Origin of the sequence: Paracoccus sp. KR1-242, from assembly GCF_049446195.1 — a bacterium.
Lineage (GTDB): Bacteria > Pseudomonadota > Alphaproteobacteria > Rhodobacterales > Rhodobacteraceae > Paracoccus > Paracoccus broussonetiae.
Genome location: NZ_JBMSED010000001.1, coordinates 95,738 through 109,878, shown reverse-complemented (window position 1 = coordinate 109,878; position 14,141 = coordinate 95,738). Strand labels below are relative to the sequence as shown.

Annotated in this window: 8 protein-coding genes; 2 read left to right on the top strand and 6 right to left on the bottom strand. The window is 66.4% G+C overall.

Translation table 11 applies throughout. The features are described 5' to 3' along the window. Position 1 precedes the first annotated feature (1 nt). Positions 2-2,668, top strand: coding sequence for a DNA translocase FtsK (locus tag ACO2Q4_RS00490; RefSeq protein ID WP_423316552.1), 2,667 nt, complete (start codon positions 2-4; stop codon positions 2,666-2,668). Between the two features lie 112 nt (positions 2,669-2,780). On the opposite strand, the gene ACO2Q4_RS00485 is transcribed toward ACO2Q4_RS00490, so the two are convergent. From ACO2Q4_RS00485 to ACO2Q4_RS00460, 6 genes are all read right to left on the bottom strand, one after another. After that, positions 2,781-3,881 (bottom strand): HlyD family secretion protein, encoded by a 1,101-nt coding sequence (locus tag ACO2Q4_RS00485; protein ID WP_423316550.1) that lies wholly within the window; start codon positions 3,879-3,881, stop codon positions 2,781-2,783. Further along, positions 3,878-5,545, bottom strand: coding sequence for an MFS transporter (locus ACO2Q4_RS00480; protein ID WP_423316548.1), 1,668 nt, complete (start codon positions 5,543-5,545; stop codon positions 3,878-3,880). The genes ACO2Q4_RS00485 and ACO2Q4_RS00480 overlap by 4 nt, the downstream gene beginning before the upstream one ends. Beyond that, complete coding sequence (locus ACO2Q4_RS00475) at positions 5,542-5,973, bottom strand: MarR family winged helix-turn-helix transcriptional regulator (RefSeq protein ID WP_395134591.1); 432 nt, start codon at positions 5,971-5,973, stop codon at positions 5,542-5,544. The genes ACO2Q4_RS00480 and ACO2Q4_RS00475 overlap by 4 nt, the downstream gene beginning before the upstream one ends. A gap of 118 nt (positions 5,974-6,091) precedes the next feature. After that, the gene (locus ACO2Q4_RS00470; protein ID WP_423316546.1) at positions 6,092-10,618 is read right to left on the bottom strand and encodes a translocation/assembly module TamB domain-containing protein; all 4,527 of its coding nucleotides are present in this window, start codon (positions 10,616-10,618) and stop codon (positions 6,092-6,094) included. Beyond that, positions 10,618-12,522: an autotransporter assembly complex protein TamA gene (locus ACO2Q4_RS00465; RefSeq protein WP_311760209.1), complete on the bottom strand. Its 1,905-nt coding sequence runs from the start codon at positions 12,520-12,522 to the stop codon at positions 10,618-10,620. Before ACO2Q4_RS00465 ends, ACO2Q4_RS00470 begins: the two co-directional genes overlap by 1 nt. Positions 12,523-12,608: 86 nt before the next feature. Then, complete coding sequence (locus tag ACO2Q4_RS00460) at positions 12,609-13,532, bottom strand: glucokinase (protein ID WP_395134595.1); 924 nt, start codon at positions 13,530-13,532, stop codon at positions 12,609-12,611. Positions 13,533-13,690: 158 nt separating this feature from the next. Between ACO2Q4_RS00460 and ACO2Q4_RS00455 the strand changes: the two genes are divergently transcribed. Further along, entirely contained in the window at positions 13,691-14,134 is a 444-nt protein-coding gene (locus tag ACO2Q4_RS00455; protein ID WP_423316543.1) for a hypothetical protein, read from the top strand. Positions 14,135-14,141 lie beyond the last annotated feature (7 nt).

The window sequence follows — 14,141 nt, the reverse complement described above, 5'->3', positions numbered from 1 at the left end:
CATGGCGAGCTGGCAAGCCAAACACCGCGATCCGCTGTTCGATCAGTCCACCCAGGCCGCGCTGGAACGGCGCGGCAAGGAGGTGCTGGGCGCCAGCCTGGTGGTTCTGGGGGTCCTGATCGCGATGATGCTGGCCAGCTATGCCCCCGAAGACCCCAGCTTCATGTCGGCGACCGACCAGCCGGCCCAGAACTACCTGGGCCGGATCGGCGCCTATGTCGCCTCGGCGCTTTACATGATAACCGGCCACGGCAGCTGGGTGCTGGTGATCGGCGGGGCGGTCTGGGGCCTGCGCCTGATGCTGCACCGGGGCGAGGAACGGATCATGCGGGGCATCTTCCTGCCCATCGCGATGGTCCTTGTCTCGATCTACGCGACCTCGATGACACCGCCTCCGGGTTGGACGCAAAGCTTCGGGCTGGGCGGGCATCTGGGCGACATGCTGATGGGCGCGATGCTGTCCATCATGCCGATCAAGGCCTCGATTGCGATCAAGGTCCTGGCGCTGCTGACCGCCGCCGGTGCGCTGGCCTTCCTGTCCTTCGTTCTGGGCTTCGACCGGGTCGAGCTTTCGGCGATCGGCGGCTTCCTGCGCCGCGGGCTGGCGACGGCGCGGCTGATGCTGCTGCATGCGGTCGACAAAAGCGCGCGCATGTCCTCGGGCGCGGCGCGCGAGTTGAAGACGCGGGCCGATGCGCGACGCGAACGCGTCGCCCGTGCCGGCTCTGCCGCCCTGCCCGAGCCGCGCATCCACGCACCGGGCAGCGCGACGCCCCGCCGCTATGTGCCGACCGCCCCCAGACCGGGGGAAGCCTTCTCTCCCCAGCCCGAACTGGTCGAACCCGAGACGCATTACGACGAGGATGACGAGGGCCCCTCGGATGTCGAGATCTCGGCCCGGATCAACCAGGCCATCCATCACCGCACGGATCGCCCGGGCGACAAGGGCTCGGTCCTGTCGGCGGTGACCGCCAAGCTGACCGGGGGCCGTGCCGCCCCCCGGATCGAACCCGAATTTGCCGACGAGGATGACGAGGATGAGGACGACCTGCCCGCCGGCCGCGGCCCCGCGGTCGCGGCCCGGCAGGTTCACGTCGCGCCGCGCATTCCGGCCCCCGTGTCGGGGTCGGGGCGCGGTGCGGCGGCCGAATCCTTCGGCCATTACGAACGTCCGCCGCTGTCGCTTCTGACCGCGCCCTCGACCTCGGACCGCCATCAACTGCCGCCCGAGGCGCTGATGGAAAACGCCCGGATGCTTGAGGCGGTGCTGGACGATTACGGCGTCAAGGGCCAGATCACGGATGTCCGGCCCGGTCCCGTCGTTACGCTTTACGAACTGGAACCCGCGCCGGGGCTGAAGGCCAGCCGGGTGATCGGGCTGGCCGACGACATCGCGCGGTCGATGTCGGCGCTGTCGGCACGTGTCTCGACCGTGCCGGGCCGCTCGGTCATCGGGATCGAATTGCCGAATGCCCGCCGCGAAAAGGTCGTCCTGCGCGAAATCCTGGCCGCCCCCGCCTATGCCGACGGCACCCAGCCCTTGCCGCTGGCGCTTGGCAAGGACATCGGTGGCGGCCCGGTCGTCGCGAACCTGGCGAAGATGCCGCACCTGCTGATCGCGGGGACCACCGGTTCAGGCAAGTCCGTCGCGATCAACACCATGATCCTCAGCCTGCTTTACAAGCTGACGCCCGAGGAATGCCGGCTGATCATGATCGACCCGAAGATGCTGGAACTGTCGGTCTATGACGGCATTCCCCATCTGCTTTCCCCCGTTGTCACCGATCCCAAGAAGGCGGTCGTCGCCCTGAAATGGGTGGTGGGCGAGATGGAGGAGCGCTATCGCAAGATGTCCAAGATGGGCGTCCGCAACATCGAGGGCTATAACGGCCGCGTCCGCGAGGCGCTGGCCAAGGACGAGATGTTCAAGCGCACCGTCCAGACCGGCTTCGACGAGGATACTGGCGAGCCGATCTTCGAGACCGAGGAGTTCCAGCCCGAAACCTTCCCCTATATCGTCGTCATCGTCGACGAGATGGCCGACCTGATGATGGTCGCGGGGAAAGAGATCGAGGCCTGCATCCAGCGGCTTGCACAGATGGCGCGGGCCTCGGGCATCCATATCATCATGGCCACGCAGCGCCCCTCGGTCGATGTCATTACCGGCACGATCAAGGCGAACTTCCCGACCCGGATCAGCTTCCAGGTGACGTCGAAGATCGACAGCCGCACCATCCTGGGCGAACAGGGTGCCGAACAGCTTCTGGGCATGGGCGACATGCTTTACATGGCGGGCGGGTCCAAGATCACCCGCGTCCACGGTCCCTTCGTCAGCGACGAGGAGGTCGAGGAGATCGTCAATCACCTGAAGAGCTTCGGCCCGCCGACCTATATGTCGGGCGTCGTCGAGGGGCCGGACGAGGAACGCGCGGACAGCATCGACCAGGTGCTGGGGCTTTCCACCGGAGAGGGTGGCGACGCCGAGCTTTACGACCTGGCGGTCGCGATCGTGGCCAAGGATCGCAAATGCTCGACGAGCTATATCCAGCGGAAACTGGCGATCGGCTACAACAAGGCCGCTCGTCTGGTCGAACAGATGGAGGATCAGGGCGTCGTCAGCGCCGCGAACCACGTCGGCAAGCGCGAGGTTCTGGTCCCCGAGGTCTGAGTTTCGGGAAGCGGGCGCGGAAAAAAGGCCGGGGCATCAAGCCTCGGCCTTTTTCACTGGCGCGGCTGAAAGGGGTGCCGGCGCACAAGCTGCTGACGGGAATCGGGCCGTATCACTCTGCCGCGACGACTGGCGATCCCTTGGCAGGTTGCGTGGTCGCGTCTTCGGTCGCGCCCTCGCCCGTGCCCTGATCGACGGTCACGACAACCGATAGGCCAGGCGCAAGATAACCGGCCAACTCTTGCCCTGGGTCGATCGAGATGCGCACGGGCAGGCGCTGCGCCACCTTAGTGAAGTTGCCAGTCGCGTTGCTGGCCGAAAGCAGGCTGAACTCGGACGCCGTGGCGGGCGAGAAGGACTCGATCCGGCCGGTGAATTCCCGGTGCTGCATCGCGTCAACGGTAAAGACCGCGCGGTCGCCAAGCCGCATCCCGTGAAGCTGGGTTTCCTTGAAGTTCGCGATGATCCAGACATCGGGACCGACATGGCTGACCAATGCGGTCCCGGCGGTGACATATTGGCCCTCGCGCACGCCGACCTGACCAAGCCGCCCGTCCGAGGGGGCGCGGATTTCGGTATTGGACAGGTCGATGCGTGCAAGTTCCACCGCCGCCTCGGCCGAGGCGATGTCGGCCTTGCTGGCGGCAATCCCGACCCGGGCGCCGTTCAGATCCTCGCGCGCGACATCGATGGCACTTTCGGCCTGCACGACCTGCGCCTCGGCCTGACGCAGGGCCAGTTCGCTTTCCTCGGCCGCGCTTTGAGCGGTCGCGCCGCGCTGGCGCAGCTGGCTGGCGCGCTGCCAGCCAAGCTGGGCATTGTCACGCTGCGCCTCGGCTGATTTCGACGCTGCTTCGGCCGATTTGACGCGGGCCTCGGCGGAATGGACGGTCTGCTCTTGGATCTGCAAGCTCGCCTGCGCGCCCTGAAGCGAGGTCTCGGCCTGGGCCAGCTTCTGGCGATACTGGCGGTCGTCGATGCGGGCGATGACCTGGCCCTTGGTCACCTGCTGAAAGTCCTGCACCTCGACCGCGGCGACATAGCCCGACAGTTGCGGGGCAAGCGTGGTCATGCGGCCGCGGACATAGGCGTTCTCGGTCCGGGGATGGGTCGAGCTGAACGGTGGCAGGTGCCAGGCGAACAGCACGATCAACAGGCCGGCGATTCCGACAAGGATGGCGATCACGGTGGGAAGGATATGCGTCTTGGTCATTGCAGGGACTCGGCAGAGGGGGAAGGGTTGCGGCCGCGCGGCCAATGCGCCGCCAGCCAATCGCGGCCCATGTGCAGGACCAGCGCCGACGCCGCGGCAATCGCGGCCAGGAAGGTCAGGAAATAGGCATCGTTATAGGCCAGGACATAGGCCAGGTTCGACGCCTCCTGCGCGATCAGCGCGGCGGCCTGCGCACGGCTTTGGGCAGGGTCGGCGATCTGCGGGGCAAGCTGGGCGACGCGGGCCGCCAGTTCACGCGCGACGAGCGGATCGACGGTCATCAGCTCTTCACGCAGGACCTGCAGGTGCAGCGCCTGGCCGTGGTTGATGAAGGTCGTGAACATCCCCGACCCCGCCGCCCCGCCGATGCTTTGCGTCGACAGGAACACGATGACGAAGGACAGCAGATAGTTCGGACCCCGCGCCAACGCCGCCATCAGCCCGCGCATCATCGCGGGCGCCATGAAAAGCGATCCGGCGAACGCGATCAGACCCTGGCTGAACATCATCTGGACCGGCCTTGTGTCAAGGGTCGAGCGGCTGTCGAGAAAGGCCCCCGCCGCGATCAGCACCAGCGCGATCAGGTGGATGACCGGCACGCGCTCGGGCTTCAGCCAGGGAATCAGCGCCAGTCCGCCCAGCACCGTCGCGACCGAGATCACGGCGAACAACGGCACTAGCTGGCTTTGCGTAATGCTGAGCATCTGGAACATGCGCGGCGCGCCCGCGCTTTGCTCGGACAGGATCAGGCGAAAGACCAGCAGCGTCACGGTCAGGTGCAGCATTGCGGGGCTTGCCAGCCAGCGGATATCCAGAAGCGGCGCCTTGCGATGCAATTCGATCACCACCGCCAGGGTCAGGCACACGACCGATGCGGCCACGACCTTGCCCAGCCACGGGGCCTCGGTCCACCACAGCGTGGGGCCCATGACGAAGCCGGTGATAAGCCCACCAAAGCCGCAGGCGATCAGCAGCCAGCTGACCAGGTCAAGCGGCGCAATGGCCTTGACGCGGGGCGGCGACTTCAGCGGCAGCAGATAGACCAGCGCCAGCGAGATCCCCGCCATGCCCAGCGTCATCAGGTGCAGCGCGCCCCAGCCCTGGTCGTTCATCAGCGCGGGCGAGATCACCCGCGCCAGATGCGGCCCGACCGCGATCATGCTGAGCGAGACGGGCAGACCCAGCCGCATCTTCCAGGCCGGGGGCAGAGGTTCCAGCGCGTAAAGAAAGGCCAGCGTCGACAGCGGGGCCGAGGCCATGCCCGCGAAAAACTGCGTGGTAATGGCCGAACGCAGGTCAAGCGCCGCAAAGGACAGCAGCGCCACGACAACGTAGATGACGATCGCGACTTCGGCAAAGCGGCGCAGGCCGTATTGCGCGCGCAGCTTGATCAGCAAAAGCGGCATCGAGGCGCGCGGGATCAGGAAGGCCGCCATAAGCCAGCTTGCCTGGGTGGTCGTGGCGCCAAGATCCCCTGCGATCTGGGGAATGTTGGTGCTGACAAAGCCCTGCGCCATGCCCTGCGTCAGCGCGATCACGATCGAGGCCGACATGTATCCCAATGCGCGCGGCAAGGGCATCGGCTGGAAAACCGGCGGCTGGGGGGCGGCCGGGGTCGGGGCCTGCTCGGCCCCCTGCGACGTTGGGGATGCCGCGTCGCTCATTCCCGGCGCAACCTTTCCGCATTCGAGGTCATCCGCGTCAGCACGCGGCGCGCGGCCTCCAGATCCTCGGCCGTGATACCGTCGACCAGCGCGGCATCGACCTCGTCGCGGAACCGCAGCAACGGATCGATGCGGCAGGTGTCGGTCAGGTGCACAGCGTGCTTGCGCCCGTCTTCAGGCAGCGGGCGGCGCTCGGCCAGGCCCTGTGCCTCGACCGCGTCCAGCAGGCGTTTCAGCGTCGGCGTCTCGATTTCCAGCGCAGCGGCCAGTTCGGCCTGGCTCGCCCCCGGATTTCGACCGATCGTCGTCAGCAGGCGCGCCCTGGCATAGGTCAGACCAAGCTGGCGCACGCGCAGTTCGAACCCCTGCCGGACCGTGCGGGTCAGCGTCAGTAGCTCATCGAAAAGGGTAAGCGGGCGATCTGCCATGAGGACACGTTAGCTTGCTAATGATAATGTTAGCTAGCTAATGAAAGTCGGCTAAATTTTCAAGCCCCGCTGTCATCGACAACGGGGCCTGTTGCAGGATTCCAAGGGACGTGCGGGATCAGTAATCGCGTTCGTAGAACAGGCCCAGCGTGCTTTCCCCGTCGCTGGCGACCGATCCCCGCGCCGTCAGGCTGTTCGAGACGTCAAGGTTCAGCTGCAGCTTGGTCGTCCCCTCATCCCCGACCTGAACGTCGGTATAAAGGTTCTCGGACAGGTACTTGCCCGCGCGGACCGACACACGGCCCTGATCGTCCGTGGTCAGGTCCAGATCATCCAGCCCGGTCGAGGCGCGCAGGCGGCCGATGATGCCGTCCCCGCCCCGGCCGGCCAGGGTCGCGATGGCGGTCGCAAGCTGGGCTGCCTGAAGACCGCTGATATTGTCCAGGCCACGACCGAACAGAAGCTGGGACAGCACCTCTTCTTCCGGCATTTCCGGCGAGGATTCGAAGGTGATGTCGGGGTCCCGCGCCTCGCCGTCGATGATGATGCGCGTGGTGACGGAATCCTGCACCGCTTCGGCCACAAGGCGGATCACCGGGATCAGGCTGCCCTGAAGTTCGATGATCCCTTCGGTCAGGTCGAAGCGCTTGCCCAGCAGGTCGACGCGACCGCGGATCAGTTCCAGCCTGCCGATGGGGATCGGCTGGCGGGCATTGCCGGTCAGCCTGATCTCGCCGCCCAGTTCGGCATCGACGCCGCGCCCGCGGATGAAAACCTGATCGGGGGCCGAGATGACCAGATCGAACCGGGCCGGGACGGCCGGAGGCGTGGCCGGTGGTGTGGTCATGCCGGCCGCGCGCGAATCCTCGCTTGGGAATTCCAGCAGGCCGGCCTTGGCCCGCGTCTGCCGCTGCGGTGGGCGTTCGTTCAGATGGGTAATGTCGGGAATGGCACGCGCGCCCCCAAGCCCGGTCGAAGGGATGCGGATCTCGGTTGTGCCCAGGTCGATGCGGCCCGTTACCAGCGGCCCCGCCGCCTGCGACCCCGAGATGCGCACGTTGCCATTCGCCCGCGTCTCGTAAAGCGTGGGATCGCGCAGCACGACATTCTGGATGCGCACGTCCAAGTCCATGGGCCGGTCGCCGGTCAGCGTGATCGGCCCGCGCACGGTGATGGTGCCGCCCGATTCCACCGCGCCGCTGACATCCACCGCGATGCGCCCGGCATTCAGATCGGCGCGCGCATTCAGCGATGCAATGCTGAGCCCCAGCTTCGGTTCGGCCAACCGTCCGTTCGACAGTTCGACCCGGCCGTTCAGCGATTCAAGCGAGGGCGCGCCATTCATGCGGATATCGAAGCTGAGCGGCCCCTCGACGCTGCGGGTCCGCAGGAAGGGGTTCGCAGCGGCCGCATTGCTGCGGCCCTGGACCCGGATATCCATGCTGGCAAAGTCGGTGCGTGCCTGTCCGACGATGGTTGCGCTGGTCTCACCCGGCGCCGTCGCGGTCAGGTTCACGTCATAGGCAGCACCCGTATTGCGGATGCGACCGCGCAATTCGGCCGGGCCGGGAAAGCCCGGAACCACCAGCGCAAGATCGTTCAGCCGCCCGTCCAGGTTCAACCCCTCGGCCGGACTGCCATTGCCGGTCAGGCGGAACTGCCCGTTCCCGGCCTCAAGCCGGCTGACGGTCAGGCTGCCATCCGCGCGCTGGGTGGCGGCAAGGTCGATTCGGGTTTCGCCGGCAAGCACCGCATCGGCCTGCGGCTTGCCGATGGCCAGACCGCGCGCCGTGCCCTGCGCCGTGATCGCGCGGCTACCGCCCTGCTGGTCGATGACACGCGCCTGCGCCTGCACCGCCCCCCGGAACCCATTGCCCAGAAAGCGCAGGTCGTCGGCGCGCAGGTTCGCGCGCAGATCCGTCGCCCCGGCCCCCACACGCCCCTCGGCCGTGACGTTCAGGCGTGGATTGTCGACCTGCGCCGTCTCGATCGAAAAAACGCCATCGCGTTCGACGCCGCGGACGGAAAGCCTTGTCGCCCCGCTAAGCGCACCATCGACCTGCGCCTGGCCAAAGGACAGGTTGTTGCCGGTGCCGGTCACGTCCAGCCGCCGGGCGCCGGTGCCATCGTCGCGGAAGCTGCCCTGCGCATCCAGCGACCCGCGCCAGCCGCGCCCGAAGCTGGACAGCGAACGTACCTGAAGCTGGCCGCTCATGTCGGTTTTGGCCCTGCCCAAGGTGCCCTGCGCATTGGCCTGCATCTGCTGGTTCTTCAGGTCGAATTCGTGGACCGTGATCTCTTCCCCGCGCTGTTCGGCGAACAGCTTCAGCTCGGTGATGCCGGTCAGCGCGCCGTCCACGTCCTGCTGCCCAAGGCGCAGATCGGTCCCGCGCCCGGTCATGCGGATCTGGCGCGCGCCGTCCTTTTGGGTCGCGGTCGCCTGCGCCGTCAGCCCGCCCGAGAAGCCGCGCCCCAGCACGGCCAGGTCGGGCATCGACACCGAAAGCTCGCCGTTCAGTTCCTGCGGGGTGAAATGCCCCAGACCCTGCGCGTCAAGCTGGGGGTTCACCAACTGGAAGCGCTGCAATTCATAGCTGTCCTTGGACTGCATCAGCTCGACCGTCAGGCCGGTCTCGCCCTTGAAGGCGCCGTCAATCTCGGGGATGCCAAGAATAAGGTCCTGCGCATCGCCCTTGACCACCAGCCGGCGCGACCCGGCCGGACCGGTCAGGCGGGCATCTGCGCTGAGCAGCCCCGAGTACTTCGGATCGGCGACCGACAGGTCCGGCATTGTGATCTTGGCCGAGACATTGCTGTCGGCGCTGCTGAGCTTGCCCTGCGCCTCGGCCGTCAGGTTCTGCGCATTGACGAACAGCCGCCGCAGATCGATCCCGGTCGTGTCCCGCCGGGCGCTAAGCTCGATGCGCGAAGCGCCTGCCAGCATGCGGTCGGCATTCACCTGCCCGATGCTGATATCCTGCCCCTCGATCCGGGTGTCGACGTCAAAGGCCTTGCTGAGCAGGACATAGCGCCCCTTGATCGCCGCAGTCGCGCTTCCCCCCAGCTTCCGCTGCGCAAGGACCGAAAAGCGCGACAGGTTGCGATGCTCGGCATTCAGGTCGCCCGCCAGCGCGATCCCGCTTTGCAGGCCGGAAACGTCCATGTCGCCGGTCACGCGGAAATCGTCGCCATTGATGTTCATGCCCCACAGCTTCAGGGCATTGCCGGGGGTGAAGGCAAAGTTCAGACCGCCGTTCAGCGTGTCCCCCAGCGCCTCGGCCAGGCCGGGACCGCTGGGTTCCAGATCGTCCATGCCGAATGCGACCCAGCCGCGCACTTCGGACAGGGCCTGTTCAGGGGTCAGGACAACCCGGCCGCGGCCGTCCAGCCTAACTTCGGACAGGCTGATATCGGGGCGGGACAGATCGCCGATGCGGCCCGTCAGCCGCCAGCCGGAATCCTGCGCGGCGTCATAGGTCAGCAGGACGCTGCCCGAGCGCACGGTTGTCGGTATCTTGCCGAAGGGGACCGCGACCGGCAATTGGGTCGCCCCCGCGTCCTGCCCCAGAAGCAGGGTCAGGTTCGCGCTTTCGGGCGCGCCCTTGGCGTTCACCTTGACCGCGCCCTGCAGGTCCAGACCGCCGGTCGTGACCTTCAGTTCGGGGACGTCCAGCCGGCCGTCCTGCCCGCGCCAGCCATTCGCGCGGATCCTGGACTGACCGGCAAAGAATTCCTGCCGGTCCGGCTTGATAAGCGGGGCGATGTCTCCGTCAAGATCCATGCGGAAAGCTGTCCCCGGCGCACCGTCCTGGGCCTGGGCCATCACTTCGACCTTGCCCTTGACGCGCGGCTGGCCGTCGGTCGCAAGCTGGATCTCGGCCGCGAAATCCGAAAGCGGACCATTGCCCTTGATCTCGGCCTTGACGGCGGGGCGCCCGTTCATGTTGACGAGGTTCGAGAACAGGCCGTTCTTATCCTCGTCCAGATTCAGGTCCAGATTCAGGACGCGGCTTTCGTTCGAAAAGGACGTGACCAGCCCAAATTGCCCGCGCGGCCCGTCGACGCGGTTGATGGTCAGGTTCGTCGCGCCCTCGCCATTGGCAAGGTTCATCGAGCCCTGCACGGCCAGCACCGCCTCTAGTCCCATGACTGGCGCACCCAGTTCCACCCGTCCGACCGAGATCTTGTCGATATTGACCGACACCGGCAACTGCGGCAGCGAGAATTCACGCGTCTCGGCCTGCGGCGCGCCCGCAGGGCCGCCGCCCGGCCGGCGCGGCAGGATCACGCGTTCTGCCGAAAGCTCCTCGATCTGGACGCGACGGCCCAGCAGGGCCGAGCGCTGCCATTGCAGCGCCCCGTTTTCCAGCGTGATCCAGACGCCCTGGTCATCGGCGATGGTCAGGCGGGTAAAGGTCGCCCTGGACGACAGCGCACCGCGGAACCCTTCAAGCACCACCTGGCGACCAGCGCCGGAAAGCTTTTCCTCAAGGAAGCGCGTGATGAAGCCGCGGTCATCCTCGACCTGTTCGGAAATCTCGGCGGCGCTGTCGGGCTCGGCCTCCTGCGCGGTGCCCCAAAGCGGAACCGTCGTGGCCAGCCAGATGCCAAGCAGGATGCGAAAGGTCAGATCATGCAATTTCATCAGAATGCCTGCCCCAGCCCGATATAGACCTGAACGCCGCCATCGTCGTCGTCGTCCTCGAAGCCGCCGCCGACGGGCACTGCGATGTCGAAACGCAGCGGCCCGATCGGGGTGCGATAACGGATGCCCGCCCCTGCCCCGGCCTGCCAGTCGCTGCTTCCCGAAAAGCCGCTTTCCTCCCACACGCGACCGGCATCGGTAAAGACGGCAAGACCGATCTTTTCGCGGATCTGATAGCGGGTCTCGGCCGTCAGGGTCACAACGCTCATACCGCCGGTCTTGACCGTGCCGCCGGGTCCGCGGATCACGTTCACGCCCAGCGATTCAAAGGAATGGCCGCGCACCGTGCCGCCACCGCCCGAATAGAACAGGTAGTCGCGCGGCACTTCGTCGATTTCGGGCCCAAGCACCGTGCCAAGCCGCGCCCGCCCCGCCAGCGTCACCCGATCATCGGTGCCGAAACTGTAATAGCCGCGGCTTTCCCCGATCAGCTGCGCGCCCGACCCGGTTTCGTCCTGCAACCCGACAAAGGGAGTGGCCGAGCCGTAAAGCCAGTATCCGCGCTTGGCATCTGTCGGCTCGTCCCGCTTGTCCCATGTGACCGACATCGGGAATGCGAACAGGCGAAAGTTCGTGCGTCCGGAATCGTCATCGACCCGCAGCGCGCGGAATTGCAGCGCGATATCCGCCGTCAGCTCGTCACTGGGCTGATAGGTGAAGCCAAGGCCAAAGGTACCGGCCTGCTGGTCGTAATCCTCTTCCTGCTCGCTGCTGACCTCGGCCATGACATAGCCGGTGATATCCGGATGCAGGGTCGCCGGACGGTCGATCCGCGCGCCCAGCCGATAATCCGTGCCCGAGGTGCTGGAGCCGACATCCTCGATGCTGGCGTCGATGCGCAGTCTCTCGCCCCCGCCCATCAGGTTGCGGTGCAGCCAGTAGCCGGTCAGCGAGAAGCCCTCGACGCTGGAATATTCGAAACCACCCCCGAAACGGCGCAGCTTCTGTTCGACCACAAGCAGGTCGACATCCAGCGTGTCGTTCGGGCCGATGTAATCGGACTCGGTCAGCGTGATCGCGGAAAAGACACCCGAACGCCGCAGACGCTTGCGCACGTCCTCCAGCTCTTCGGGATCGTAGCGCTCGCCCTCGGGAAAGCCCGCGATCTTGCGCAGGCGGCGCGGATCCATGCGCTGATAGCCGCGGATACTAAGCTGGCCGAATCGCAGCGACGGGCCGGGGGCCAGCATGATGCGGCTGTCGACCAGATTCGTCGCGTGATCGGCAACGATATCGGTCTGCGCGACAGCAGCCTTGGCATGGCCGACATTGCGCCAACCATCGACGGCCGTGGTTGCGGCTGATTTCATGTCTCCGGTGCGCGCGACTTCGCCCGTCCGATATTGGTGGGGAATATTGGTCCCCGGCGCAACCGGACCGATATCGGCGCGGCTATAGCGGAATCGCGGTCCCGGATCGACCACGACCTCGACCTTGCGCACGCTCCGCGGTGCATCAAGCGGAGCGATCGAGGCAGCCTCGACCCCGTCCAGCCGGATATTGATGATCCCGGAGAAATACCCTTCGTCGTAAAGGACGCCCAAAATGCGCGCGTAATCACCACGCGCCGCCGCCAGCATGTCCTGTCCCGTGACGCGCCCGTCCTTTTGCGCGCCAAGCAGCAGCGAGGTATTGCGCACCGCGGGCAGGATGTCGTCGTCGCGGCCACCGATCTGGAAGCTCAGGTCAACGGCCGAGCCTTCGTTATTGTCCTTGCGGCCGAACAAGCCCGAGAAGGGTGATGAGGATGCGGATGAAGAACTGCCGGATTGGGCCAGCACAGCCCCCGTTGCCACCCCCAGCATGATTGCCGCGGCAGCGCCAGCCTTCAAAATCCGTCCCATTCCACCTGCCCTGCTCTGGCTTTCGTGGCAGTCTTGCAGGAGGAGCCCTCAAAAGCCAGTGTCAAGCACCCGTGATCGGCGGATGTTCACCCAACTGCGGCAAGACAGCCATGCAGGGCCGCCATGTCATCCAGGATCACGCCGATCGGAACCGCGGCGGGGATCTGCGCCATCAGCGGATCGGACAGGAACGCGGCCTCGAACAGCGGCATGCGCCGCGTCGCGCTGCGGGCCACGCTGCCTGCCAGGAACATCCCGTCCATCGGCATGAAGCGCAGCGCCAGCTCGCGGCAGATCAGCCCGAACAGCCTGGCGTAAAGATCGCAGGTCGCGACCGCCGCGGCATCCCCGGACTCGGCGGCGGTGACGACCTCTTCGGCGCGCTGGGGGGCAAGGTCGTGCAGAACGGCATGCAGCCGCGCAAGGCCGCGGCCTGCAAACAGTTCCTCGACGGAATCAAAGGCGCGGGCCTTGTCGCCCAGCGCCTCGGCCAGCGGAACGGCGACCGAGACGGGCAGCCGGGTATGTCCCTCTTCCGCCTCAAGGCAGGCGATGCCGCCGCCGGGCAGAACCTTGACCGCGCAGACATTGAAGCCGGTGCCCGCGTTGACGACCAGCCGCTGGCCATTGCGCGCGCCATCCGTGGGCGCCTGCCGCAAGAAGCCCGCCGCGTCGCCCGACAGCGCGGGCGTGGCATACCCCAGGGCGGTCAGGTCGTTGATCAGTCGTGCCCGTCCTGCGCCGGTCAGCGCCAGCAACCGCTCTTCGCTGAAGTCCCAGTCGCGGTTGGTCAACCGCGCCTGCCCCTGCGAGACGGGACCGGCCACCGCGACGCATACGGCCTCGATCCGGGGATTGCCCTGCCGTTCCAGGAACAGGCGCACGACCTGGTCGAAATCGGCATGATCCTCGCCGCGAAAACGCGAGATGCTGCCGGTCATGATGCCTTCGGCACGCGCCAGCGCCAGCCTTGCATTGGTGCCGCCCACATCTGCCAGCAAGATCGCCATCGCGGATTCCTTTCCCCCTGTTGTCCCGGTCCTTTTAGAAGATCGCCGCCGGTGGTGCTAGCGCTCACAACACCGGGACCATGCGGAAAGACCGGAACCCGGCTCGCTTCCGTCGTGTTTCTTCCTTGGGATCGCCGCGAAATCGAAAGGTTGAAACCATGCCGAACTCCATGACCAGCAGCCTGCTTGCCGCAACTCTTGCCGCGCTTGTCGCGCTGCCCGCCGGTCAGGCTGGCGCCACCATCACCCCGCGCGAAGAAAACGCCGGCAACCCGCGCGGCTGGTCCGCCGTAGCGGGCATGGATCCGCGCGCCGTGCGCGAAATGGCCCGCTCGCTGCCGGTTTCGGCCGATGCCGGTCCCGGCCAGCCCTGGTGCGACCGCAATGCCGAGATCGAGTCCGCCCTGCGCGACGAATTCGACGAACACAAGGTCGCAACCAATTCCCGCGACACTGCGCTGTGGGGATCCGAGTTGATGGGCACATGGACCGTGGTGCTGGAGCGTCCCGACGCCACCAGCTGCATCATCGCCTCGGGCATCGGATTCAACTCGGGCGAAAGTCCCCAGACCTATTTCGTCAAGGTCGGGCTCAACAGCTGACCCGCCA

Excerpts from the sequence above, each read along its gene's own strand:
- ACO2Q4_RS00460 (WP_395134595.1), bottom strand. The coding sequence starts at position 13,532 with ATGGCGATCTTGCTGGCAGATGTGGGCGGCACCAATGCAAGGCTGGCG.
- ACO2Q4_RS00465 (WP_311760209.1), bottom strand. The coding sequence starts at position 12,522 with ATGGGACGGATTTTGAAGGCTGGCGCTGCCGCGGCAATCATGCTGGGG.
- ACO2Q4_RS00485 (WP_423316550.1), bottom strand. The coding sequence starts at position 3,881 with ATGACCAAGACGCATATCCTTCCCACCGTGATCGCCATCCTTGTCGGA.
- ACO2Q4_RS00475 (WP_395134591.1), bottom strand. The coding sequence starts at position 5,973 with ATGGCAGATCGCCCGCTTACCCTTTTCGATGAGCTACTGACGCTGACC.
- ACO2Q4_RS00490 (WP_423316552.1), top strand. The coding sequence starts at position 2 with ATGGCGAGCTGGCAAGCCAAACACCGCGATCCGCTGTTCGATCAGTCC.
- ACO2Q4_RS00455 (WP_423316543.1), top strand. The coding sequence starts at position 13,691 with ATGCCGAACTCCATGACCAGCAGCCTGCTTGCCGCAACTCTTGCCGCG.
- ACO2Q4_RS00470 (WP_423316546.1), bottom strand. The coding sequence starts at position 10,618 with ATGAAATTGCATGATCTGACCTTTCGCATCCTGCTTGGCATCTGGCTG.
- ACO2Q4_RS00480 (WP_423316548.1), bottom strand. The coding sequence starts at position 5,545 with ATGAGCGACGCGGCATCCCCAACGTCGCAGGGGGCCGAGCAGGCCCCG.